The sequence below is a fragment of the Ruegeria sp. AF5 genome, assembly GCF_056541905.1.
The window spans coordinates 27,145-51,040 of sequence record NZ_JBQFYZ010000011.1 but is presented as its reverse complement, the minus strand read 5'-3'; the positions used below and the strand labels follow the sequence as shown (position 1 = coordinate 51,040).

Here is a 23,896-nt window from a genome sequence, read left to right as displayed (position 1 = left end):
CCCTTCTCAGCCAGCCTCGTTGGGCGGCCAGTCCTGAGCGTCGATGTTGTCCGTCCAGATCAGGAAGTTGGTCAGATCCCGGATCTCTTCGTCGCTGAGGTTGAATTGCGGCATCTGCCGACGACCGGGAATGCCGGTGGGTTGTGCCTCCATCCAGCCCTTGAGGGATTCAAAGGCCGATTCCGGGTCGTCCAACACGCCCCAACGTGTCATCACATTGCCGACCTCAGGGGCAAAGTACGCCCCTTCACCAAGGATCGTGTGGCAGTTGATACAGGCGTGTTTTTCCCAAACATGTTTGCCCCGAACCACACTTTCGTCGAGCTTCGCGGCATTTTCGGAATTGACGATATACAGGTGTGAATGGGCTGATAGAGCCAGAAAGATGAGGATGAAGAACAGTGACCCGCCATAGAAAATATTGCGAGCCATGCTCTTTGTCATGACTTCTCGCATCGCGCTCTCCTTTGCGCAGATTAGCTAGTGCAGGCAACATGACGTGCGGGTCACAGGGCTGCCTTAACGAAAGTCAAGACTTCTAAAGTATCCTCAGGAACGAGATCAGACATCCGCAAACAGCGAAAATAACGAAATGACCTTGGGATTGCCTTTAAATCTGAGGCAATTGTGAACACTTTCGCGTCGACTTTTTGACATGAAGGACCTATTCAACCACCTGAGAAAAAGGTGAAAAATTCCGTTTCAATGATTGATGGGTGAAAATGGCGAACTATTCCTATATCGGTTATACCCCTGGTGTAATCACGGTGAATACGATTGGGCCGGACACGGTTACGTTGGATGTCAATTTTGATCCCGACACGGATCGACGTTTGTTTAGTGTGACTGACGCAGCTGGTGGTTTTATTCAAAACGGAGGCGGAGCACCTGTTGTCGATACAGGGGATGTTTTCAACGGTGACCGCTTTGACGACGAAGACGGCGATGACCTGACGCAGACCGGTACTATCACCACCCTCGATGGTTCGACCACCTATTTGAGTGGCTCAATATACCTGGAAGAATCCTACATTCTGTCCAAACCAGGCGGAGGCACAATCACTGTATATCGCGTCGAAGTTGACGGCGTATTGGGCGGCTATATTACCTCTGAACCTCTTGTGCCCGGTACGACCTACTCGATGAACATCGTGAATGTCACGCCGACCAATGCGCCCGACACAACTGACCCTGCTGCCATTATTGACGTGCCGTGCTTTGCTGCCGGAACACTTATCATGACGCCAGAAGGTCCGATACCCATCGAGGATCTGAAGGTGGGTGACATGGTCGTCACTGCCGACAATGGACCGCAACACATACGTTGGATCGGGACGCGAAACCTATCGCATGAAGAGCTGGTGAAAAAACCCAAGCTGCTACCAATCCTCATCAAGGCCGGGGCCTTGGGGTGTGACTTGCCAAAACGCGACCTGCTTGTTTCGCCACAGCACCGCATACTGGTTCGATCCCGAATCGCCGTCAGAATGTTCGACGCAGAGGAAATCCTGGTCCCCGCTCGTATTCTTGTCGCCAGCCCTGGTATCAGCGTTGCAGATGACACCGTGTCAGTCACATATCTCCATCTTTTGTTCGACCGCCATGAAATCATCTACGCAGAAGGTGCCCCGTCAGAAAGCCTTTTTGTCGGCGCACAGGCTCTGTCCAGCGTTCCCCCAGAAGCAAGGGCGGAAATCTTCGACCTGTTTCCGGAACTAGAGACCCCAATGTACGTTCCTCAAGCTGTGCGGCACATACCTGAAAACGGAAGACGCGCTCGTGCGCTCGTGTCCCGCCATGTAAAGAACGAACGCCCCTTGATATTCTGAATAGTAATACGCGGTTAAGGTTCCGTGTCAGCCGTGCTTCGCTGCGCGCGGGCCTGTCAGCGCGGGCCACATGGCAAACAGGTACAACCCGATTGCGGCAATCCATAACCCGTCAGCCGTCAGCATGGCCGTCATATATCCACCTGCCAGCCCGGACCCCAACCAGCGGACCAAAGCCGCCGCCGCCATCAGCCCGTATCCGACCGCCATTGGCGACGGTGCAACAAGGGGCCGGCCGCTGTGGCCAAGGGCGGCGCGGCTCATGACGGCAAGGGTCATGCCACCAACGCACCCGATCCCCAAAATGTGAAGCGCGCCGATCTCATTACCATATCCGATGACGGCAGACCCCCACAGCAACAACCCAAGGGCCAGCATCATCAGGCCCAGGTGCAAAGCAATCAGGATCGGCTGCCGCAGCGCCCAACCCGCTCTCCACCGTGCCATGCGCATCAGTTGGGCGCCGCCCAGCAGCAACGCGCAGATACCCGCCAAGGAAACACTGCCCAAGGTCAGCACCAACAACGGCAGCATAAGGGCAAGCGCCATCACGGCCTTTTCCAGCACCGCGTTTGAAACCGGCCACAAGGCTTCGGGCACACCGTCGCGTTTCATTGCATTGCGCGTAAAGGCCGGTGTGATACGCCCCCCCAGTATCGCTATCATTGAACACAAGGTCAGTAGCCCTGCACGAACTCCGGTATTCAGCGTGTCTGTGGTGAGTCCAATCCATTCCAGATGAACCATCAGGTTGGCCAACCATACCAAACTCAGAAGATACAGAAATATCATGTTCTGTGGCTTGGGCCTGCGTACCAGCTGGCTGGCAATTTTCAGGACAAGAATTGGAACAAAGCTCAGATCGATAATTGCGACGGTAGTCGGAGAGAGCGACCCTGATAACCACACAGCCAGCCGCCCCGCCATCCAGATCAGCGCTACGATCGTGACAAAGCGCGCCCGCACTTCCGGCGTACCGGTCCAGTTTGGAACTGCGGTCAGAAAAAACCCACCCAGTGCTGCCGTCGCATAGCCAAAAATCATCTCATGGGCATGCCACATGACCGGGGGCATTCCATAACTTTGCTCGGCATAGGGTAAGAGCCCATCCAGTGAGGCCAGCCAAACACCCCAGGCGACACCAGCAAACACACCATAAAGACCGGCGGAAAGGAAAAATATCCGAAACCCTTCGCTGAAAATGCGCGATATTGCAGATGACATGCCTGCTCTCCATGGCCCATCTTGTCGTTCAACAAGCAGTACCGTCCGACGGGATTGGGGCACTTAACCGAAATCAAGACGCCATAAACATGTGCGAAAAAAACAGGTTTTATTGCTGAAATCTGCGTCTGGTTTTTGCCCAAAGAACGAAGTTAGCGCCGCGCCCGTTGACTTTGGTCAAGGATGACAATCCCGTGATGGATCAGTCTCCGCATTGCCTCACCACGCAAATGGAGAGTGATCATGTCACTTGGAATCAGCTACAACAAGACCGGCCGCGCTTTTGGGGTCGGATTGGCAATGTTGTTGGGCAGCGTCGCTGCTCCAGCTTTTGCCGACGAGCCAACACTTAGCGACGAAGCCTTTGAAGCTTCGAAACAACTGTACTTTGAACAATGTGCAGGCTGCCACGGGGTTTTGCGCAAAGGCGCTACCGGTAAAAACCTGGAGCCGCATTGGAAGAAGACCGCAGCCGACGGCACCGTAACCGAAGGCGGCACCCTGAAACTGGGTCAGGAACGCCTTGAGAAAATCATCGCCTGGGGAACTGAAGGCGGGATGAACAACTTCTCGGACATCATGTCCGAGCAGGAAATCAAGGATATGGCGACCTACATCATGATGGAGGCCCCAAAGCCGCCTGAAATGTCGCTGGAACAGATGAAGGCAACCCGCAAGGTTTACGTCGAAGAAGCAGACTACCCGACCGAGCCGCTTCACGGCCGCAACTGGGAAAACTTCTTTGTCGTCATCGAACGCGATGTGGGCAAGGTTGCCGTCATCGACGGTGACACGAAAGAAGTGCTGACGCATATTCCGACCGGCTATGCCGTGCACGTCCTGAAGGCTTCGGAACATCACAACATCACCGAACCCGAAACACCTGGACGTTTCTGGTACACAATGGGCCGTGACGGCAAGATGACCAAGATCGACCTCTGGCAAACGCCGGACAAGATGCTGGTTTCGGAAGTCAAGATCGCCTATGACGCGCGCGATGTCGCCGTGTCCGGTGACGGCAAATACGTCATCGGTGGTGGGTACTGGCCGCCTCACTTTGCGATCGTTGATGCGCAGACCATGGAGCCGGTCAAAGTCGTTTCGACCCGTGGCACAAACGTAGATGGTGAGTATGTGGAAGAAGCCCGTGTGGCCGCTATCTACACCACGCCGAACGAACCCACCTGGATCGTTGCCGTGAAAGAGCTGGGTCAGCTTTGGCAGGTTGACTACACCGACCTCGACAACTTGCGGATTGACAAGATCAACTCGGCCAAGTTCCTGCATGACGGGTTCTTCGACCCGACAGGCCGGTACTTCCAGATCGCGGCAAACGCATCGAACAAGATGGTCGTTGTCGATACCGAAACGCACAAGCTTGAGGCTATGATCGACACCGCTGCCCTGCCGCACCCCGGCCCGGGCGCGAACTGGATTGACCCGAACTGCGGACCTGTGGCGGGCACAACCCACCTGGGTGTCGGTACCGTGACAGTCTGGGGCAACGACCCAGAAGGCCACCCGGATCAGGCGTGGAAAACCTGTTACGAGGTGGAAACCGACGGCCCCGGCCTGTTTGTCCGCACCCACCCGAACTCGGATTACATCTGGGCTGATCAGACCAAACACCCCGAGCCGGAAATTCAACAATCGGTTCAGGTCATCTCGAAAGAGACCGGCGAGATCGTGAAAACCATCCAGATCACCGAAGACGAAGGCAGCGCCGCTGTTCACTTCGAATTCAACGCCGATGGTACCGAGGTCTGGGTTTCCAAGTGGAACCTGTCGGACTCGAAGGAACCCAACGGTCAGATTGTGATCTTCGACGCCAAGACATTGGAAGAGATCGGTCGGATTGACGGACTTTACGCGCCAACCGGCAAGTTCAATGTCCACAACCGGTCGAACCACGTCACCTGAGGGGTTCGCAACCTAAACCGGAAAGGGCGGGCCCCTCGCCCGCCCTTTCCTCGTTTGACAGATCCGCCAAACTCACCGGCCTGCCACCCAAGGCCAGACAAGACAGCCAAAACGGAGCCCGGATATGACTTCCGAACCGGATAAGAAAAAACCGATCTGGCGCCGGTATTTCCTGTGGGGAATGCCCGTGGCCGGTATTGCTGCGGCTTTCGCCGCCGGCATCATCTTCTGGGGTGGGTTCAACACCGCCATGGAAGCCACGAATACCAAGGAATTCTGTGTCTCGTGCCACGAGATGCGAGATTTTGTTTATGCGGAATACCAGGGCACGATCCACGACGTGAACCGGTCGGGCGTTGGTGCGGTCTGCTCGGACTGTCACGTGCCCAAGGACTGGACCCACAAAATCATCCGCAAAATAAAAGCCTCGAAAGAGCTTTATGGAAAGATGGTCGGCACCATCAACACCCGAGAGAAATTCGAAGCCAAGCGCATTCATCTTGCCATGAATGAGTGGGAGAGGATGAAATCAACGGACTCGCGTGAATGTCGAAACTGCCATGACTTTGAATCGATGATGCCTGAATTCCAGCGTCCGCGTGCACGTCAGCAGCACCTGAACGCAATGGAAACCGGTCAGACATGTATCGACTGCCACAAGGGCATTGCACACTCGAACATCCGAGACCGCGCATCCGACGAATATCTGGAAGAGCTTGAAGCGCCAAATCCGGCCTTCATTCGACCAATTCCGCCAGAATACCTTGCCAGCCTTGAACGGATCGAAGCCAAGGAAGCTGCCGAGGCCGAGGCTGAGAAAGCTGCAAAGAAAGCCCAGCAGGAGGCCGTTCAGGCCCAGATTGCGGCAGCAGTTGACGCCGCTGTCGCGGAAGAGCGGGCAGCGGCTGCAACCGATGGTTCGGCAACACCTGCCAGCAGTGAAAGCGGCGATGTCGGTGCCAACATCGACTGGAATGCGGTGGCCAGTGCGGACTTGAAACTGTTCTATCCAGGCCAGGCGTCGTTTGAATGGGTGCAGAACGGAAAAACCCATGGCGGGGCCCGTCCGCTGACCAAAGGTGGCGATCAATGTTCGACCTGTCATGCCAAGGAACTGGATGCGATTGGTAACAAGATCGTTGCCGGTGGCGAGTTGGAACCCACTCCGATCCCCGGCAAACGCGGTGTGATCGACGCAACCGTTCAGGCGGCACATGATGACGAAAACCTGTACATCCGTCTGCAATGGCCGGATGCGGGGCACAACCCTGCTCCGTTTGTCGATGGCGGCAAAATGGATCCTGAAAACCAGATCAAGGTCGCTATGATGATCACCGGAACCGGTATCGAGCTGGGCGATCAGGTCGGGTGCTGGGCGTCGTGCCACGCCGACAACACCCATATGCCCTTTGCGCCTGAGGCCGATGCAATTGCCGCAAACGGGGATGTTTCCGGTCGCCTGACCGCTCAGGACACCGTGACCAAGTACCTCAGCGAAAGCCGCACCGAGATCGAGATCAAAGGTCGAGGCGGCAAGGCTTTGGGCGGTTGGGACAAGTTGCAGGCCGCCGAACAAATCGAGCAGTATCTGGCTGACGGTACCTATCTTGACCTGATGCGTGTCTACGCGGACGGCAGTGCCACAAATGGTTATCTGCTGGAACAGCGGGTGGTCAATGATGGTGAGATTGCAGCCTCGGCAAACCTGTCTGGTGGCATGTGGACGGTTGTTTTCACACGTCCGCTGAACTCAGGCGCACCCGGCGATGTTCCGCTGGAGGCCGGTCAAACCTATACGGTCGGTTTTGCCATCCATGATGACTTTGCCGCCGCACGGTTCCACCACGTAACGCTGGATACCAGCCTAGCGCTCGACGACGACAGCGCGTTTATCAACGTGGTCAAGCAATAACAGTTTGGGGCCGGTTCTCCCGGCCCCAATTACTTTGGAAAGGAGACATGGACCATGAAACCCCACCGCCTTCTTCCCGCGCTGCTGCTTCTTGCCGCGCCAGCCTGGTCAGATGAAACCGCCGAGATCTGCGCCGAAGCCGAAGAACGTTATGTCGAGCTGTTCGGCCACCCCTCGGCCTCGGTCGAGGACGCCAAAGTGGTTTTGATGTACAACTACAATTTCTGCCCGTTCGAACTGACCGTAAAGGCAGGTACAACTGTCCGATGGGTGAATGTCGACAAGCGCACCAGCCACAGTGTGTTGCTGAAAGATGGCAGCGAACCCGAAAGCGACCGGTTGTTCCCGGAAGAAACGGTTGAAATGACCTTCCTGACACCCGGCCCTCAGGATTATCTCTGCGGGCCCCATTGGGAGACACAGAACATGATCGGGGTGATCACTGTCGAGCCCTGATCCCGGGTGTTTTCATAGGCTGAACAGAGGGGCGCGGGCGCAAATCCCGCGCTCCTTAACTTATGTCAAGGAGGTTGGTTTTCGATTGCGCCAATCTGCCCTCATGACACGCCCGGCCTACCCAGCAACGTCCCGCAAAAGCATTGGATTCGCGCAGGAAACCCCGGGTTTCGAAGACATTCAGACCCAGCGAGTTTGAACATGAGCGGTAAGGTTTTTCTGATTGGTGCAGGCCCCGGCGACCCCGAACTGATGACGCTGCGTGCCCTGCGAATGCTGCAGGAAGCAGATGTGGTGGTCTATGACAGGCTGGTGTCTGCTGATATCCTGAATCTGCACGCCGAAGGCGCGCGGCTGATCCCTGTTGGGAAAGCGCCCAAATGCCACACCGTCCCACAGGACCGGATCAACGAAATCCTTCTGGAAGAGGCCAGCGCAGGTCACACGGTCGCCCGTCTGAAAGGTGGCGACCCGATGATCTTTGGCCGCGGCTCGGAAGAAGCCGCTTATCTGATGGCCCATGGCGTGGCAGTCGAATACGCACCGGGGATCACGGCGGCGCAGGGCGCGTCCTGCTCGACCGGCGTGCCGCTGACCCATCGCGGTCTGGCCACCTCGGTTCAATATGTTACCGGACACCGGCAGGCAGACAAAGTGCTGGATCTGGACTGGAAACGCCTGGCCGACCCGGACACGACACTGGTGGTCTATATGGGTGTGGCCAATATCGGCCAGATCGCCATGGGGCTGATGACCGAAAACCTGCCAGGATCAACACCGGTTCTGGCCATCGGAAATGCGACGACACCCGATGAACGCCGGCTGGTGTCACGGCTGGACCAATTGGCCAACGACGTGCGCACCTCCGGGTTGAAGGCACCAACGCTTTTCATCATCGGCAAAGTTGTCTCACTCTACGCCGAACAGCCCGTGGCGAACATTCTGGAACGGGCTCATGGCTAAGCTAGGGTGCAGAAATCGTGTGCCGTGTCCCGCGCCGAACAGAAATGTGCCCGGCCACAAGGGGTGGGTTGCCCGAACCTTTCTGACAACTGCGGTTCTGGCCGCAACGTCCGCCTTTGCTGCTGATGTCATTGATCCCAACGCACTGAAAAGACTTGTGCATCAGGATTGCGGCTCGTGCCACGGGTTATCGCTGAAAGGCGGCCTGGGGCCTGATCTGCGCTCGAAAACACTGGAGCATTATGACGCCGAGGTTTTGACCGGCGTCATCCTTGACGGCATCCCCGATACGGCGATGCCCCCGTGGCGGCCCCTGATCAGCGAAGAAGAGGCCGAATGGATTGCCCGATACCTGCTGGAACAGGAGGCACAATGAAACACCTTATCCTCAGCCTTGCGGCGACATTGATGATGACCACGGCCCAGGCCGAGCCGATGGCAACAGGAGACCTTGGGCTGGTGATCGAACGTGCCAGCGGATCGGTCCTGTTGGTGGACCAGTCCGACCGTGCAGCTCTGGCCCGGATAGAAGGATTGGGCGATCTGTCCCACGCCTCGTTGGTCTATTCACCGGATGAACGTTTTGCCTATGTCTTTGGCCGCGACGGAGGCCTGACCAAGGTTGACATTGTCACCCGCCAGATCGTGAACCGTGTTGTGCAGTCCGGAAACGCCATTGGCGGCGCAATCTCGGACGATGGCGCCCTTGTAGCGGTATCGAATTACGAACCCGGCGGTGTGCGCGTGTTTGATGCGCAAACGCTGGAGAAGGTGGCTGACATTCCCACCGGCAGCAAAACGATTGGTCTGGTCGACGCGCCGGGTCGCCGTTTCGTTTTCACAATGTGGGACACGGGTGAGACATGGATCGCGGATTTCGCACAAGGCGCGCCCGAGATCACCAAGATCCCCGATATCGGCAAGAACCCTTATGACGCGCTGATCACTGCCAATGGCCGCACCTATATCACCGGCCTGTTTGGCGAGGATGGTCTGACCGCGCTTGATCTGTGGTCCGACAACCCGGAACCGATCCGCGTTCTACCCGGCTATGGCCGTGGTCAGGAGGAAATGCCGGTCTACAAGATGCCCCATCTGGAAGGTTGGGCGCTGACAGGGTCCGAATTTGCCTTGCCCGCCGTTGGCCACCACGAGGTTTTGTGGATCGACTCCACCACCCTGACCGAGACCGGACGCACGCAAACCTACGGACAGCCGGTCTTTGCCATGGCCCGCCCGGACGGGCGGCAGGTCTGGGTTAACTTTGCCCACCCGCTGAACGATACCATTCAGGTCATCGATACCGTCAGCAAACAGATCATCCACGAATTCAAGCCCGGCCCTGCCGTTTTGCACATGGAATTCACACCGCGCGGGCACGAGGTCTGGATCAGTGTGCGCGATGCGAACAAGGTCATGGTTTATGACACGCGTAGCTTCGAAAAACTACGTGAGATCGAGGCCGAAAGCCCGTCGGGTATCTTCTTTACTGCGCGTGCGCACAAAACGGGTCTGTAAGTTATGCAACACATTACAGACCCGATCGACCGCCGCTTGCTGGATGAATTTCAGCGTGATTTCCCGGTGACCGAACGCCCGTTTCAGGTTCTTGGAACCGCTCTTGAACTGGACGAAAGCGAAGTCATCCACCGCCTGACCAGAATGCGCACCACAGGCCGCATCACGCGGGTTGGCGCAACCATCACACCCGGCGTGGTGACGGCCAGTACGCTGGCAGCAGTGTCCGTCCCGGAGGAGCGGCTGGAAGAGGTTGCCGCCCTGATCGACGCCGAGCCGGGTGTAAACCACAATTATCAGCGCGAGGACGCTTGGAACCTCTGGTTCGTCGCTACCGGCCCGGATCGGGCGCATGTGGATGCTACCCTCGCACGGATCAGCCGGGTCACCGGGCTGCTGGTACTGGATTTGCGGCTGGTGCGCCCTTTCAACGTTGATCTTGGGTTCCGCATGATCGGAGGGATCAAAAATGTGCCCACAGCGCGTCAGGTGGATGCATCCGCCATGCGCGACGGCGATCGATGTCTACTGCAAACGCTCAGCTCGGGACTGTCTCTGGTCGCTGAACCCTATGCAGAATTGGCACATTCACTGAACCGGGACGTTGATGATGTGATGGCGCGAGTCATCGCGTTGCATTCGGCCGGTATCATCTCGCGGCTGGGCGTCATCGTACGTCACCGGGCGCTTGGCTGGTCGGCCAATGCGATGGTTGTCTGGGACCTGCCAGCGGAGCAGGTCGATACAGCCGGCCCCGCTTTGGCGGCTTTCCCCGGTGTGACCTTGTGTTACGAGCGCAACCCGGTGCCCGGTGTGTGGCCATATCGCCTGTATTCCATGATCCACGCGCGATCCCGCAGCGAGGCTTTGGACGTGCTGACCCGTGCGACGGCCCTGCCAGAACTGACGGGTGCACGGAACAAGGTTCTGTTCTCAACCCGCTGCTTCAAGCAGACCGGCGCGCTGATTCAAACCAAGGAGGTCGCCGCATGATGCTGGACCAAACTGACCGTGCGATCCTGAACCGGATGCAAGACGATCTGCCACTGGTTTCACATCCTTACGCAACAGTCGCCAAAGAACTTGGCCTGTCCGAGGCCGAATTGCTGGTGCGCCTGACGTGCATGAAAGAGGCCCGTGTCATCACACGTTTTGGGCCGTTCTTCGACGCCGCGGCGATGGGCGGTGCCTTTTGCCTCTGTGCGATGGCCGTTCCAGCCGGAGAATTTGAAGCCGTCGTGACCAAAGTCAATGCACACCCCGAGGTTGCCCATAATTATGAACGCACGCACTGGCTGAACATGTGGTTCGTACTGGCCACTGAAACGCCCGAAGGCATCAGGGCCACAGCCGATGCAATCGAACGGGAAACGGGGATCGAGGTTCTTTGTTTCCCCAAACTTCAGGAATTCTACATCGGCTTTCGGGTGGCGGCATGATCGACGCAACAGACAGACTGATTATCCAAGCGCTACAGGGCGGATTGCCTCTGGTTTCTGCCCCATATGCTCAGGTTGCTGATGATCTGGGGATGCAGGAAGCCGATCTGCTTGAGAGGCTGTCAGCCCTCAAAGCGCGCGGCGTAATCCGCCGCATCGCGGCCGCCCCCAACCACTACAAGCTGGGCATGACCTCAAACGGTATGACTGTCTGGGATGTCGAAGATGACCGCATCGCCGAATTGGGCGCTCAGATCGGTGCTCTACCCTTTGTCACCCATTGCTATGAACGCCCGCGCGCCCTGCCCGACTGGCCCTACAATCTGTTTGCCATGGTTCACGGATCGGATCGGGATGAAGTCGAGGAAAAACGCGCCCAGATCACTATGATCCTGGGTGATGCCTGCCGGGCCAAGGATATCCTCTATTCCACGCGCATCCTGAAAAAGACCGGGCTGCGCCTGAAAAAGAAAGGCTGAGACGATGTTCCGCCTGACCGAATACATGCACCAGCTGGTCAAACCGACCCCGGTGCGAAAACGCCGCCCCGGTCCTGTGAAACCGGTTGTAATCTGGAACCTGACGCGGCGCTGCAATCTGAAGTGTCGTCATTGCTACACCGTCTCGGCGGATGTTGCGTTCCCGGGCGAGCTCAGCCACGAGCAAGCCATGGTAACCCTTGAGGATCTGGGCCAGTTTCGCGTCCCGGCCCTGATCCTCTCGGGTGGGGAACCACTGGACAGGTTCGATTTCTTCGACATTGCCAAACGTGCGCGCGACATTGTGCCGATGCTGGCGCTGTCGACCAACGGGACACGCATTCATGATGAAACAGCCGACATGATTGCCGACGTTGGTTTCAACTACGTTGGCATCTCGTTGGATGGGATCGGGGCCACGAATGACTGGTTCCGCGGTGTTGAAGGGGCTTTTGCCGACGCCCTGCGCGGTGTGCGCGAATGCAAGAGGCGCGGCATCAAGGTTGGCTTGCGGTTCTGCCTGACCGAAGGCACGCAGCATCACCTGCCGGACCTGCTTCAGCTATGCGATGACGAGGGCGTCGACAAGTTTTACCTGTCGCACCTGGTTTATGCCGGGCGTGGTGACAAGAACCGCGGTGAAGATGCCGAGCATCAGCGCACCCGCAAGGGAATGGATCTGCTGTTGGAGCGCGCGTGGGAGGCTGCCTCGGGCGGTCGCCCGCTGGATATCGTGACTGGCAACAATGACGCAGATGCGGGGTATTTCCTGAACTGGATTCGCACGCATTTCGACGCTGACAAGGCTGCGCATGTCCGCGAGCATCTGGCCGCTTGGGGAGGAAATTCCAGCGGTTTGGGTGTGGCCAATATCGATAATCTGGGCCGGGTCCATCCTGACACCTACTGGTCTGATTACACAGTCGGCAACGTCAAGACGACATCGTTTTCCGAGCTTTGGACCAGCGACGATCCGATGCTGGCCATGCTGCGCACGCGTCCGCGCCCCCTCAAGGGGCGCTGTGGGGCCTGTGAGCTAAAGGATGTCTGCGGTGGCAACACCCGCATCCGGGCCCTGCAACTGACCGGTGATCCCTGGGCCGAAGATCCGGCCTGTTACCTGACAAACGAAGAAATCGGTGTTGACGACGCAGGCGAGCGTCTGCGGGTCACGCCGTTCCGGGGGAAAAGCCATGATCCGGCGCATCAGTTCTTTTGATCCTGTCTGCTTTGAGCCTTCGACATGGGCGCCAGAGACACGTAACGGAGCCTCCGGCGGGAGTATTTTTGAAAAGATGAAGGTCGTGTTGATGTGTTCTGTACTGGGCGCCGGTGGTGCCTGGGCGGATGCACCAACGGATTATGCCGAGCATTGTGCGTCCTGCCACGGTGAAAACCGCCTGGGCGGTGTGGGCCCGGCACTGATCCCAGAGACGCTGCAGCGCATGCGTGGGCCGCGTATCGCGGCGGTGATTGCGGAAGGGCGCGCGGCGACGCAAATGCCTGCTTTCTCGCACGAACTCGATGCTTTGCAGATTGAAGAGCTGGCCGGCTGGTTGAAATCACCGCTGGAAACCGACCCCGAATGGGGCGAGGCCCATATTATGGACAGCCGCACGCTGGATGACGGTTATGTCCCGGTTGATGCGCCAGTGTGGTCAAGTGACCCGATGAACATCACCCTGGTGGTCGAAACCGGGGATCATCATGTCAGCGTGCTGGATGGTGACACGTTTGAGGTTTTGGACCGGTTCGAGACACCCTTCGCGGTTCACGGCGGGCCGAAGTTCAGCCCGGATGGGCGTTACGTTTTCATCATGTCCCGGGATGGCTGGGTTCAGAAATACGACATCTGGGCCCTGCAACAGGTGGGGCGCGTACGGGCGGGGCTTAACAGCCGAAACATCGCAATGTCCGGTGACGGCAAGTGGCTGGCCGTTGCGAATTATCTGCCAAACAGTCTGACCCTGCTGTCGACCGAAGACCTGTCGGTGGCAAAAGTCATTGCGATCAAAGGAAAAGCGGGGAAATCCAGCCGCGTATCCGCGGTGTATCAGGCCCCCCCGCGCGAGAGCTTTGTTCTGGCGCTCAAGGATGTTCCCGAGATCTGGGAGGTCTTTTACGGAGCCAACCCGCCGCAATCCGGGTTGGGTCACGACTTCCGCATCGAAGGGCAGTTCAAGAACACCGACCCCTTCCCGGTGCGCAAGATCACCACGCCCGACTATCTGGACGATTTCTTTTTCGATCAAAGCTATGAATACGTCATGGGTGCCGCGCGCGATGGCAAGGGCGGACAGGTGATCGACCTTGTTATTGGGCACAAGGTGGCCGATCTGGACTTGCCGGGGATGCCGCATCTGGGCTCGGGAATTACGTGGAAACATGGCGATACGACCGTTATGGCCACACCGCATCTGACCGACGGCACGGTATCGGTGATCGACATGGAGACTTGGGAAACCGTCAAGCGGATCAAGACCGAAGGGCCGGGCTTCTTCATGCGGAGCCATGAAAATTCGCCTTACGTCTGGGCCGATGTCTTCTTTGGCCCCAACAAGGATGCCATGCATGTGATCGACAAGCAAAGCCTTGAAATCGTAAGGACTTTGCGCCCTGCACAGGGCAAGACCGTGGCACATGTCGAGTTCACAAAGGATGGCCGCCACGCGCTTGTATCAATCTGGGAAGATGACGGCGCGGTGATTGTTTATGATGCGCAGACGCTGGAAGAAGTGCGCCGCCTGCCGATGCGAAAACCGTCTGGGAAGTACAATGTCTGGAACAAAATCACCTTCTCGGAAGGCACCAGCCACTGAAGGCAAATGGCCGGTCTGGAAACTGGCCATTCTGCTTTATCCAGCCACCATGTTGACCGTGGCCATCAACCTGTTTCTGGCCGGTCTGATCCTGCACAGCGCCGGTTTCGGGGTGATTGGACCGGTTCCGGCAATCCTTTGGTCAATACCTTTAGGCATACCCGCGTCCTGGTTGGCAGGGCGATGGGTGCGTGGGTTGATGGACGAAGCGGACGGCTGAAGGGAAATTCCAAAGGCCTGACGAAAGTCAAGTATCGGACAGGGAAAACCGCCTACGACTCGGGAAAGAATACCGAGTTGGATTCTCCATGCCTGCCTTTAACTCTTTCCACACCCTCCCTGTTCGCGCATTACGCGCGGCGTGTGGACTGGCAGGTATTTTCCTTCTGTTGTTGCAAATGCTTGGCCCGGTTCTGGCGAGTCCCGGTGAGAGCATGTGGGTGGAGATCTGCTCGGAGGCGGGCGCGGTCTGGGTTCAAGTTGACCTTGAAGAAGAAGGCGACAACGATCCAACCGCGCCCTGCCCGAAATGCGCGGACTGTGCGCTTTGTGCGGTGACGGTGTCAGCACCGATGCCGGGCGCTTTGCAGCCCGCAAGCGTCGGAAATGTTCAAAATGTACGTTTTGAACATGGGGGGCAGTGCATTTTGTACAGCCCCAAACACCTGTGGCCCGAAACCCGGGGGCCCCCGTTCACGACCCTAGAAGAATCTGAACGCGCCCCGCGCGCGTCCATGGCGTCCACCCAATTGATCGGAGGTGCGCCGTGGTCATAAGTCGCGCAATCCATTTCCTTCTGGCCCTCATTCTGTCCTGCGGTGTCGCAATCAGTGCACGCGCCGACAGTCTTGCCAGCTTTCTTCCTGACATCGATCCGGCTGACCTGGCCCCGGGTGCCGACGCGTTTGGCCCGGTACGCAGCGACGTGAAGGTTGCCCCGGTCCTTCGGGGTGGCGAGACCATCGCGTGGGCTTTTCTGACTTCGGACTTTGTCGGAACGACCGGCTATTCCGGCAAACCCATTCACGTGGTTGCTGCCATCGACGCAGACGCTGTTCTGACCGGTGTTCAGCTGGTCAAGCATTCCGAACCCATCGTACTGATCGGCATTCCCAATTCCCGGATGGTTGAACTGACCGAAGGCTATGCGGGCCTTGACCTGAAACGAGAGGCCGAGACCGGGGGTGAGGGGCATGACCTAGACATTATCTCGGGTGCGACCGTGACGATCATGGTGATCGATGACAGCCTTGTGCGCGCAGGGATCAAAGTGGCCCGCGCGCTGGGGCTGGGCGGATTGTCTCCGGTACAGGCTGGCGGGCCGAAGCGCGAAGTCGATATGGCGCAGGATGCCATTTACGACTGGACCACATTGTCTGGAGACGGCTCGGTCCGGCGAATGACGCTGGATGTCGGGCAGGTCAATGCTGCCTTTGAAGCCACCGGGGATCAGCGCGCGATCAAGCGCCCCGAACCGGGCGAGCCGGATGACACCTTCATCGACATGCACATGGCGCTTGTTTCGGTCCCGTCCATCGGCAAGTCGCTGCTGGGTGAGGCCGAATATCAGAACCTGACCAACTGGCTGGACGAGGGCGAACAGGCCATTCTGGTACTGGGGCGCGGGGCCTATAGTTTCAAGGGCTCGGGCTATGTCCGGGGTGGGATCTTTGACCGGATTCAGCTGATCCAGGGCGACAGCTCAGTGCGGTTCTTTGACAAGCAGCAGCGCCGTCTGGGTGAGGTTGCCGCGCCAGATGCCCCCAGCTTTACCGAACTGGATATCTTCAAGATCCCCGCTGATGCCGAGTTTGACCCGGCCGAGCCGTTCCGCCTGCAATTGCTGGTGCAGCGTGCCGTCGGGGCGGTTGAAAAGACCTTTCTGACCTTCGATCTGGGATACAAGCTGCCGGAACAGTACCTGTTGCCCGTCACCACCCCATCGGTTGTGGATGATGCAACCGGCGAAGCGGCCGCCAAGGCGGCCCTGTGGCAGCGCATCTGGAAGGATCGCACCGTCGAGATCGCCGGGCTTGGTGTCATGCTGCTGGTGCTGACGGCCACGTTCTTCTTCCAATTCCACGCCACGATGAATGCGCGCGTCTTTTACTGGTTCCGCATCGGGTACCTGACGATGACCCTGTTCTTCATCGGCTGGTATGCCAATGCACAGCTGAGCGTGGTGAACCTGATGGCGCTGGCGGGCAGTTTGCGCACCGGGTTCTCGTGGGACGCGTTCCTGCTGGATCCGCTGGTCTTTATCCAGTGGTTTGCCGTGGCCGCCGCCCTGTTGTTCTGGGGTCGCGGAGCCTATTGCGGCTGGCTGTGCCCGTTTGGCGCGCTTCAGGAGCTGACCAATAAGATCGCACGGGCGTTTAAAGTGCCGCAATGGACTTTGCCCTGGGGTCTGAACGAGCGGCTCTGGCCTGCGAAATACATGATCTTTTTGGGTCTTTTTGGTCTGAGTTTCGTGTCGATCCCGCTGGCCGAGCAATATGCCGAGATCGAGCCGTTCAAGACCGCGATCATTCTGAAATTCATGCGCGACTGGCCGTTTGTGGTCTTTGCGCTGGTCCTGCTGGGGATCGGGCTGTTCATCGAACGGTTCTATTGCCGCTATCTTTGCCCGCTGGGCGGAGCGCTGGCGATCCCTGCCCGTATCCGCATGTTCGACTGGCTGCGCCGCTACAACGATTGTGGCACGCCCTGTCAGACCTGCGCCAATGAATGCCCCGTTCAGGCGATCCACCCCACCGGTGAGATCAATCCGAACGAGTGCGTCACCTGCCTGCATTGTCAGGTGCTCTATCAGTCCGAGGACAAATGTCCCGTCGTTATCCGCCAACTGAAACGGCGGGCCAAGACCGGGTCGGTCACACCTAAGACCCCCCTCGGGCAACCACCGGCGAACCATCCAAACGCCAAACCGAAAACCGTTTCCTAAAAGGAGGAACGACCATGTCGGACCAAGAAAACAAACTGAACATCACGCGCCGCGGTATGCTGGGGGCCACTGCCACCGGTGCCGTCATCGCCGGGACCGGTCTGGGATCGACCCTGATGACCGCGAAAGAGGCCAGCGCTGCCGCCAAGCAGCATCTGGAGCCGGGCGAGCTGGACGAATATTACGGCTTCTGGTCGTCGGGCCAGACCGGCGAACTGCGCATTCTAGGCGTGCCGTCCATGCGCGAGCTGATGCGGGTGCCGGTGTTCAACCGCTGCTCGGCCACGGGCTGGGGCCAGACCAACGAGTCGCTGAAGGTTCTGACCGAGGGCCTGCTGCCTGAAACCAAGGAGTTCCTGGCTGCAAACGGCAAGGTCACCTATGACAACGGCGACCTGCACCACCCGCATATGTCGTTCACCGACGGCACCTATGATGGCCGTTATCTCTTCATGAACGACAAGGCCAACACCCGCGTGGCCCGTGTGCGCTGTGACGTGATGAAATGCGACAAGATCATCGAGATCCCGAACGCGCATGACATCCACGGCCTGCGTCCGCAGAAATTCCCGCGCACCGGCTATGTCTTTGCCAACGGTGAGCACGAGGCCCCGCTGGTCAATGACGGCCAGATCCTTGATGATCCGTCACAATATGTGAACATCTTTACTGCCATCGACGGCGACACCATGGAAGTTGCATGGCAGGTGATGGTGTCGGGTAACCTCGATAACACCGACTGCGACTATCAGGGCAAATACGCCTTCTCGACCTCGTATAACTCGGAAATGGGTATGAACCTGGCCGAGATGACCGAGAACGAGCTGGACCATGTGGTCGTGTTCAACCTCAAAGGTATCGAAGAGGCCGTAGCGGCCGGGAACTATCAGGAACTGAACGGCGTCAAGGTCGTGGACGGGCGTAAAGAGGCGGGTGGAAACCTGACCCGGTACATCCCGATCCCGAACTCGCCACACGGTGTGAACGCAGCGCCTGACAAGAAACACATCATGATCAACGGCAAGCTGTCGCCGACCGTGTCCGTGATCGATGTGGAAAAGGTCGATGCGCTGTTCAGCGAAAACGCCGATCCGCGTTCCGCTGTTGTCGCCGAGCCGCAGCTGGGTCTTGGCCCGCTTCACACGGCATTCGACGGCAAGGGCAACGCCTATACCACCCTGTTCCTGGACAGCCAGGTGGTGAAGTGGGACATCGCCAAGGCGATCGAGGCCTATGCGGGTGCCGATGTTGACCCGATCGTCGACAAGGTCGACGTGCATTACCAGCCGGGCCACAACTCGACCTCGATGGGTGAAACTGCCGAAGCCGATGGCAAGTGGCTGATTTCGATGAACAAGTTCTCGAAAGACCGCTTCCTGAACGTGGGTCCGCTGAAGCCCGAGAATGAGCAGCTGATCGACATTTCCGGCGACAAGATGAAGGTGGTCCATGACGGCCCGACCTTTGCCGAGCCGCATGACTCGATCATTGTTCACCGGTCCAAGGTGAACCCGGTCAATGTCTGGGACCGCAACGACCCAATGTGGGAAGAGGCGCGTGCGCAGGCTGCCGCTGACGGTGTCGATCTGGACGAAGGTGCCGAGGAACCGATCCGGGATGGCAACAAGGTACGGGTCTACATGACCTCGACCGCGCCTGTGTTCAGCATGGAGAAGTTCACCGTCAAACAGGGTGACGAAGTGACCGTCTATGTCACCAACCTCGATGACGTGGATGATGTGACCCACGGCTTCTGCCTGTCGAACTTCGGTATCGCGATGGAAGTTGCACCGCAGGCCACCGCCTCGGTCACGTTCATTGCCGACCGTCCGGGCGTGCACTGGTTCTATTGCCAGTGGTTCTGCCACGCGCTGCACATGGAGATGCGCGGCCGGATGTTTGTTGAGCCGCGGAGCGCATAAACATGCGTTGGCCCCTGCTCATACCGCTCCTGCTCGGCTCGCCCCTTTGGGCGGCGGACTGGGATGTGCCCAACCGGGCGGGGGCCATCAACGAGATACTGGCGCAGGCGGCGGATGGGGACACCCTTCGCCTGAGCCCCGGCGTTTACGTCGAGCAGTTGGTTCTGGACCGGCCCGTGACCCTCGACGGGCTGGGACAGGCCACCATCGACGGACAAGGCCAAGGCAGCGTGATCACAGTGACCGGGCCGGGCGTGACCCTGCGCGGGCTGACGGTGATCGGATCAGGCTCGGACCATGACGGCATCGACAGCGGCATCCAGCTGACCAAGACGGCGCGCGCGCCGGTGGTCGAGGACAACGTGCTGCTGGGTAATCTTTACGGCATCGACATCCACGGTGCGAAGGACAGCATCGTGCGCGGCAACCGGATTGAAGGGCGGCAGGATCGCCACATGAACGCGCGTGGCAATGGTGTCTATGTCTGGAACGCGCCGGGTGCGGTGGTTGAAGGCAATGACATCCGCTATGGGCGCGACGGGATCTTTGTGAACTCGTCCAAGAAGAACACCTTTACCGGCAACCTGTTTCGCGATCTGCGGTTTGCCGTTCACTACATGTATGCCGACGACTCGGTCGTCAGCGACAATGTCTCGATCGGCAACGATCTGGGCTATGCGGTGATGTTCACGACCAATGTGCGGGTCGCCAACAATGTCTCGATCGGGGACCGCGAACATGGCGTGATGCTGAATTACGCCAACAAGAGCGTCATCACCGGCAATGTGGTGAAAGGTGCCAAGGAAAAATGCACCTTCCTCTATAACTCGAACAAGAACGAATTCACCGACAACTGGTTTGAGGGATGCGGCATCGGCATCCATTTTACCGCTGGCAGTGAACGCAACCGCATCGTCGGCAATTCATTCATCGGCAACCGGACGCAGGTGAAATATGTCTCGACCAAGTGGGTCGAGTGGTCCGAAGACGGGCGCGGCAACTACTGGTCCGATTTTGCCGCCTATGATGTGGATGGCAACGGCATCGCCGATGTCCCCTATCGACCCAATGACAGTATGGACCATGTGCTGTGGACCCAACCCGCAGCCAAATTGCTGCTCGGCTCGCCTGCCGTGCAGCTGGTACGCTGGTCGCAATCAGCCTTCCCGGCACTGTTGCCGGGGGGTGTGATGGACAGCAACCCATTGATGCAAGCCCCTGAACCCCCAGCTATGAAAAAGGTGCCTCATGACGGATAAGGCCCTGTCAATTGACCATGTCAGCAAGAACCGGGGGAAAACCTGCGTTCTTGACGATATCACCCTATCCCTTGCCCCCGGTCAGCGCGTGGCGCTGCTGGGCCATAACGGCGCGGGAAAGTCGACCCTGATCAAGTCCATCCTTGGCCTGACGCCCATTCGGGACGGGGCCATTCGGATCGGGGACGCCACCCCTGGCAGCGCGCAGGCGCGACAGGATACGGCGTATCTGCCCGAGGCGGTCTCGTTTCACCCGGCGTTGACCGGGCGCGAGCAGCTGACACTGTTTGCGAAACTGTCCGGGTCAAAAGCCGATGTGCCCGGCCTGTTGGAGCGCGTTGGTCTGAGCGATGCATTGGATCGCAGGATCGGGGCTTATTCCAAGGGGATGCGGCAACGTCTGGGGCTGGCGCAGGTGCTGCTGGGACAGCCGAAAGTGGCGCTGCTAGACGAGCCGACATCCGGCCTGGACCCGATCTCGCGGCAGGACCTTTATGCCATCATTGATGAATTGGCCGCGCAGGGTACCGCCGTGCTGATTGCCAGCCATGCCTTGACCGAGGTTGAGGCGCGCACCGACCGGATCGCCATCATGCGCAAGGGTCGGATGGTCGCCGATGACACGCTGAACAACCTCTCGGCGCTGGCCGGGCTGCCGATCCGCCTGAAGGTGCGTGCCAGCGCCAATGCGGATGCCTTGGCCGCCGAACTGGGCGGCAACCGGATCAACGGCGCGTCCGTTGAGCTGCTCTGCACACCCGAAGACAAGATGGAGGCCCTGCGCCGGATCGCCGGGTTGGGCGATGCGGTGGCGGATGTGGAAATGACACCGCCCAAGCTGGAGGACCTTTATCGCCACTATGCACAGGAGGAGAGGACATGACCCGCTTCCTTGCCATCACCCGAACTGAAATGCTGATCCTGCGCCGCAACCGCTGGCTGTTGGTTGCCACGCTGATCATGGTGCTGTTCGCCTTGGCGCTGACCTTTGCGGGCAGCGCGCCCACCGGCACATTGGGTGTTGATATGCTGACCGTTTCGGTCGCGTCGATGACCACGCTGTCGGTTTACCTTGCGCCTTTGCTGGCGCTGATGATTTCCTTCGATGCCATCGCGGGCGATGTGGACCGGGGCAGCCTGTCGCTGCTGCTGTCTTATCCGGCTGGACGCGGGGAAATCCTGTTGGGCAAGTTCTGCGCCCATCTGGCCGCGCTGGCCTTTGCCATGACCGTGGGTTTTGGCACCGCAGGCGCGGTAGCCGCGTTCTTTGGTGGTGCGGGGCCGGAAAGCCTGATGGCGCTGGTGCGACTTATCCTGACCTCGATCCTGCTGGGCGCCGTGTTTCTGGCGCTTGGATACCTGCTGTCCGCTTTGGCGAGGGGCGCCACGGCGGCAGCGGGTCTGTCGGCCGGGCTTTGGCTGGTTTTTGTCGTCCTTTATGATCTGGGCCTGTTGGGGGCCGTCGTCATGGACAAGGGCGGCGCATTCACCCAATCCGTCTTTCCATGGGTGATGGTGGCCAACCCGGCCGACGCGTTCCGTTTGTGGAACATCGCCGCGACGGAAGGCGTGGCCATGGCTTCGGGCATGACCGGGGCCGCACAGGCGCTGCCGGTCTGGGCCGCACCCGCGTCGCTGCTGATCTGGCCGGTGCTGGGCTTTGCCCTCGCCCGGCTGGCTTTCCGGAGGGTGGAGCCATGAGACGCCTTGCCCTGATCGCATTGTTTGCACTGGTGGCCTGCAAGGAAGAGTTCGCCGAGGCACCTGACCCGGTCGATCTGACACCGGATGCGCTGAGCTATTTCTGTCAGATGAATGTAGCCGAGCATGGCGGCCCCAAGGGGCAGGTTCATCTGGAAGGCTATCCGGCCCCGTTGTTTTTCGCGCAGGTGCGGGACATGGTGGCCTATCTGAAAAGCCCCGAGCGCGATGCGGATATCACTGCCATATATGTCAGCGATATGGGCGTCGCGCCAAGCTGGCGGCAGCCGGGGATTTCGAACTGGATCGCCGCGGATGGTGCGACTTTTGTCGTTGGTGCCGATGTGGCCGGCGGCATGGGGGCGCGCGAAGTGGTGCCCTTTGCTGATCCTGCCGATGCGCAGGTTTTCGCGGAGACCTATGGTGGGACCGCGATGCGCCTGCCCGACATTCCCGATGCCGAAGTGCTTGGCCCTGTCGATCTTGATCTGACATTGGAGACCCCCGTATGACCGCCCTGTCCCGCCGCCGTTTTCTGATCATTTCCGCCGCTTGTGCGGCCACTCCGGCCATGGCTTCGGACGCGTACTGGCGCGGAACCGCCCTTGGGGCTGCGGCCAGCCTGCGGCTGGTCGGGCTGGCGGATGCCGAGGCCGCACCGATCATTGCCGCCGTCGAGGGTGAGGTGACCCGGCTGGAGGATATCTTCAGCCTGTACCGTCCGCAGTCACAGCTGAGCCGCCTGAACCGCGAAGGTGTTTTGACCGCACCCGCCCCTGAGCTGTTGGAGGTGCTGAGCCTGAGCAGTGCGCTGCATCAGGCCTCCGGCGGCGCTTTCGATCCCAGCATTCAGCCCCTGTGGTATGCTTTGGCAACAGGCGCAGGCCCCGGAGATCTGGCTGCCGCCCGCGCTGCTGTGGGTTGGGAACGGGTGTCTTTCGATGCTGCGTCGGTGCGGCTGCCGGTGCCGGGCCAGTCGGCCCTGACGCTGAACGGAATCGCCCAAGGAGCGATCACGGATCGGATCGCCGCGCTGCTGCGTGGCTTTGGTTTGCGTGATGTTCTGGTCGATATGGGAGAGGTTGCCGCCTTGGGTTCGCGAGGCGACGGCACGCCCTGGAAAGTCGGGTTGGCCGCGCCGGACCAGCGGGTTCTGAAGCGGGTCGCGCTGCGTGACCGCGCTGTCGCGACGTCATCATCGCTGGGGACGCAGCTGGGACAGGGTTTCGGTCACATCATCATCCCGGACGGGCCTGCAAACCGGGACAGAACGGTTTCGGTTTCTGCCCCTGACGCGGTGACGGCAGATGGTCTGTCCACCGCAATTTGCGCGGCATCTGACAGTCAAGTCACTGAAATCTTGCGGCGTTTTCCCGAGGCCCATATCGAGCTGAATGTATGACGCATGGTCGCAAATCTCAGGTGCGTCAGGAAAATTCGCGAAAAACATGATATAGGTCAATTCGTGCGCTGCTTCGCGCAGTTAGGAAGTAAGGACGCGAACCAATCTA

General features: G+C 59.0%; 22 protein-coding genes. 20 read left to right on the top strand and 2 right to left on the bottom strand.

The window, feature by feature from the left end; translation table 11 throughout:
• Positions 1-6 precede the first annotated feature (6 nt).
• A complete protein-coding gene (locus tag ACR0DS_RS15010; RefSeq protein ID WP_209597154.1) occupies positions 7-456 on the bottom strand; it encodes a c-type cytochrome in 450 nt (149 codons plus the stop codon).
• Positions 457-722: 266 nt separating this feature from the next.
• Here ACR0DS_RS15010 and ACR0DS_RS15005 point away from each other — a divergent pair, with 266 nt between their 5' ends.
• Positions 723-1,829 carry a Hint domain-containing protein gene (locus ACR0DS_RS15005; protein ID WP_480559904.1) on the top strand — a complete coding sequence of 369 codons (1,107 nt, stop codon included), beginning with the start codon at positions 723-725 and terminating at the stop codon, positions 1,827-1,829.
• A 27-nt stretch (positions 1,830-1,856) separates the two neighbouring features.
• On the opposite strand, the gene ACR0DS_RS15000 is transcribed toward ACR0DS_RS15005, so the two are convergent.
• The gene (locus ACR0DS_RS15000) at positions 1,857-3,053 is read right to left on the bottom strand and encodes an NnrS family protein (RefSeq protein ID WP_480559906.1); all 1,197 of its coding nucleotides are present in this window, start codon (positions 3,051-3,053) and stop codon (positions 1,857-1,859) included.
• A 243-nt stretch (positions 3,054-3,296) separates the two neighbouring features.
• Between ACR0DS_RS15000 and ACR0DS_RS14995 the strand changes: the two genes are divergently transcribed.
• From ACR0DS_RS14995 to ACR0DS_RS14905, 19 genes are all read left to right on the top strand, one after another.
• Positions 3,297-4,973: a cytochrome D1 domain-containing protein gene (locus ACR0DS_RS14995; protein ID WP_480484314.1), complete on the top strand. Its 1,677-nt coding sequence runs from the start codon at positions 3,297-3,299 to the stop codon at positions 4,971-4,973.
• A gap of 124 nt (positions 4,974-5,097) precedes the next feature.
• Positions 5,098-6,885: a NapC/NirT family cytochrome c gene (locus tag ACR0DS_RS14990; RefSeq protein WP_480539702.1), complete on the top strand. Its 1,788-nt coding sequence runs from the start codon at positions 5,098-5,100 to the stop codon at positions 6,883-6,885.
• A 54-nt stretch (positions 6,886-6,939) separates the two neighbouring features.
• Positions 6,940-7,341, top strand: a complete 402-nt coding sequence (locus tag ACR0DS_RS14985; protein ID WP_480488725.1) for a cupredoxin domain-containing protein — start codon at positions 6,940-6,942, stop codon at positions 7,339-7,341.
• 201 nt (positions 7,342-7,542) lie between these two features.
• The gene (gene cobA / locus ACR0DS_RS14980; protein WP_480484311.1) at positions 7,543-8,304 is read left to right on the top strand and encodes a uroporphyrinogen-III C-methyltransferase; all 762 of its coding nucleotides are present in this window, start codon (positions 7,543-7,545) and stop codon (positions 8,302-8,304) included.
• 46 nt (positions 8,305-8,350) lie between these two features.
• Positions 8,351-8,680: a c-type cytochrome gene (locus tag ACR0DS_RS14975; RefSeq protein ID WP_480488726.1), complete on the top strand. Its 330-nt coding sequence runs from the start codon at positions 8,351-8,353 to the stop codon at positions 8,678-8,680.
• A complete protein-coding gene (locus ACR0DS_RS14970; protein WP_480559908.1) occupies positions 8,677-9,822 on the top strand; it encodes a cytochrome D1 domain-containing protein in 1,146 nt (381 codons plus the stop codon). The genes ACR0DS_RS14975 and ACR0DS_RS14970 overlap by 4 nt, the downstream gene beginning before the upstream one ends.
• Before the next feature lie 3 nt (positions 9,823-9,825).
• Complete coding sequence (gene ahbB / locus ACR0DS_RS14965; RefSeq protein WP_480559910.1) at positions 9,826-10,815, top strand: siroheme decarboxylase subunit beta; 990 nt, start codon at positions 9,826-9,828, stop codon at positions 10,813-10,815.
• Positions 10,812-11,261, top strand: a complete 450-nt coding sequence (locus tag ACR0DS_RS14960) for an Lrp/AsnC family transcriptional regulator (RefSeq protein ID WP_480559912.1) — start codon at positions 10,812-10,814, stop codon at positions 11,259-11,261. The genes ahbB (ACR0DS_RS14965) and ACR0DS_RS14960 overlap by 4 nt, the downstream gene beginning before the upstream one ends.
• Complete coding sequence (gene ahbB, locus ACR0DS_RS14955) at positions 11,258-11,740, top strand: siroheme decarboxylase subunit beta (RefSeq protein ID WP_480477383.1); 483 nt, start codon at positions 11,258-11,260, stop codon at positions 11,738-11,740. The genes ACR0DS_RS14960 and ahbB (ACR0DS_RS14955) overlap by 4 nt, the downstream gene beginning before the upstream one ends.
• A 4-nt stretch (positions 11,741-11,744) precedes the next feature.
• Complete coding sequence (gene nirJ / locus ACR0DS_RS14950) at positions 11,745-12,959, top strand: heme d1 biosynthesis radical SAM protein NirJ (RefSeq protein ID WP_480477385.1); 1,215 nt, start codon at positions 11,745-11,747, stop codon at positions 12,957-12,959.
• 76 nt (positions 12,960-13,035) lie between these two features.
• Positions 13,036-14,559, top strand: coding sequence for a cytochrome D1 domain-containing protein (locus ACR0DS_RS14945; RefSeq protein ID WP_480488733.1), 1,524 nt, complete (start codon positions 13,036-13,038; stop codon positions 14,557-14,559).
• Complete coding sequence (locus tag ACR0DS_RS14940; RefSeq protein ID WP_209507042.1) at positions 14,516-14,779, top strand: hypothetical protein; 264 nt, start codon at positions 14,516-14,518, stop codon at positions 14,777-14,779. The genes ACR0DS_RS14945 and ACR0DS_RS14940 overlap by 44 nt, the downstream gene beginning before the upstream one ends.
• A gap of 546 nt (positions 14,780-15,325) precedes the next feature.
• Positions 15,326-17,503, top strand: a complete 2,178-nt coding sequence (locus tag ACR0DS_RS14935) for a 4Fe-4S binding protein (RefSeq protein ID WP_480559914.1) — start codon at positions 15,326-15,328, stop codon at positions 17,501-17,503.
• Positions 17,504-17,517: 14 nt separating this feature from the next.
• Complete coding sequence (nosZ, locus tag ACR0DS_RS14930) at positions 17,518-19,425, top strand: TAT-dependent nitrous-oxide reductase (RefSeq protein ID WP_480484303.1); 1,908 nt, start codon at positions 17,518-17,520, stop codon at positions 19,423-19,425.
• Positions 19,426-19,427: 2 nt separating this feature from the next.
• Entirely contained in the window at positions 19,428-20,684 is a 1,257-nt protein-coding gene (locus ACR0DS_RS14925; RefSeq protein ID WP_480539705.1) for a nitrous oxide reductase family maturation protein NosD, read from the top strand.
• Positions 20,674-21,567 carry an ABC transporter ATP-binding protein gene (locus tag ACR0DS_RS14920; protein WP_480559916.1) on the top strand — a complete coding sequence of 298 codons (894 nt, stop codon included), beginning with the start codon at positions 20,674-20,676 and terminating at the stop codon, positions 21,565-21,567. The genes ACR0DS_RS14925 and ACR0DS_RS14920 overlap by 11 nt, the downstream gene beginning before the upstream one ends.
• Positions 21,564-22,385 carry an ABC transporter permease gene (locus ACR0DS_RS14915; protein WP_209507037.1) on the top strand — a complete coding sequence of 274 codons (822 nt, stop codon included), beginning with the start codon at positions 21,564-21,566 and terminating at the stop codon, positions 22,383-22,385. Before ACR0DS_RS14920 ends, ACR0DS_RS14915 begins: the two co-directional genes overlap by 4 nt.
• Positions 22,382-22,897: a nitrous oxide reductase accessory protein NosL gene (locus ACR0DS_RS14910; RefSeq protein WP_480484299.1), complete on the top strand. Its 516-nt coding sequence runs from the start codon at positions 22,382-22,384 to the stop codon at positions 22,895-22,897. Before ACR0DS_RS14915 ends, ACR0DS_RS14910 begins: the two co-directional genes overlap by 4 nt.
• Positions 22,894-23,787, top strand: a complete 894-nt coding sequence (locus ACR0DS_RS14905; protein WP_480559918.1) for an FAD:protein FMN transferase — start codon at positions 22,894-22,896, stop codon at positions 23,785-23,787. Before ACR0DS_RS14910 ends, ACR0DS_RS14905 begins: the two co-directional genes overlap by 4 nt.
• Positions 23,788-23,896: the final 109 nt, after the last annotated feature.